Below are 684 nucleotides of genomic sequence, written 5' to 3' on the forward strand. Positions count from 1 at the left end.
TTCTGCCTCGGCTAAATCAAGAAGCAGTTCGGCGGCTCGTTTGAATGTATCATCCCAGACAGCCATGTACTGTAGTGATTGAATGATGTTCCGCCGTCCAGTAGTGAACTGGCGTAACTTGTCTACTGATTTCTGATTAACGAAGCTTTCAGCAGGATCTATCGCGTCACGGGGGGCTGCTTCTGCGAATTGGAGGAACAACTGGCTTCCCCAGTCAGTCTCTAGAACCGCACCCTCGTTTTCATAGAACAACCCGTCTGTGGAGAGCTTTTCAGAAATCCATTGCCGACCCGGCCGGTATGAAGCCATGTACGGGATGCGTTCCCCAAACCGAGAGAGCATGTCTGGGGGCATTTTCTCAAAGAGTTCTTCGATCTCCGATTTTCCATGCTTCTCCAGCCACGAACCTAACAAGTGGGTCGCTAGTGGGAGCGGCGTTACAGAGAGATAGTACTCGCCCTTCAGGATTCCCCGGTCGCGTTGATACTCAACGATTTCGTTGAATTCGATTTCGGCTTGACGGTCCTCAAATCCGGCTACTTCGGCTAACCACTCTGCTTCTTCCGATCGCTCTTCGTTTTCCAGCTTCCATTCGACCTTGTCGAACAACGAGAAGACCTCAAGGACACGTCTATGTCTCCTCCGCTCATGCTCGCCTAATCCATCTCCGCCGATTAACCGATT

Annotated in this window: 1 protein-coding gene; it reads right to left on the reverse strand. The window is 51.3% G+C overall.

Going from position 1 to position 684, the window contains the following annotated elements; genetic code table 11:
- Positions 1-609: hypothetical protein (locus DEQ92_RS21150; RefSeq protein ID WP_147299541.1), on the reverse strand; the 609-nt coding region annotated here is incomplete at its 3' end.
- Between the last annotated feature and the right edge of the window lie 75 nt (positions 610-684).

Source organism: Haloferax sp. Atlit-6N, from assembly GCF_003383195.1.
GTDB lineage: Archaea > Halobacteriota > Halobacteria > Halobacteriales > Haloferacaceae > Haloferax > Haloferax gibbonsii.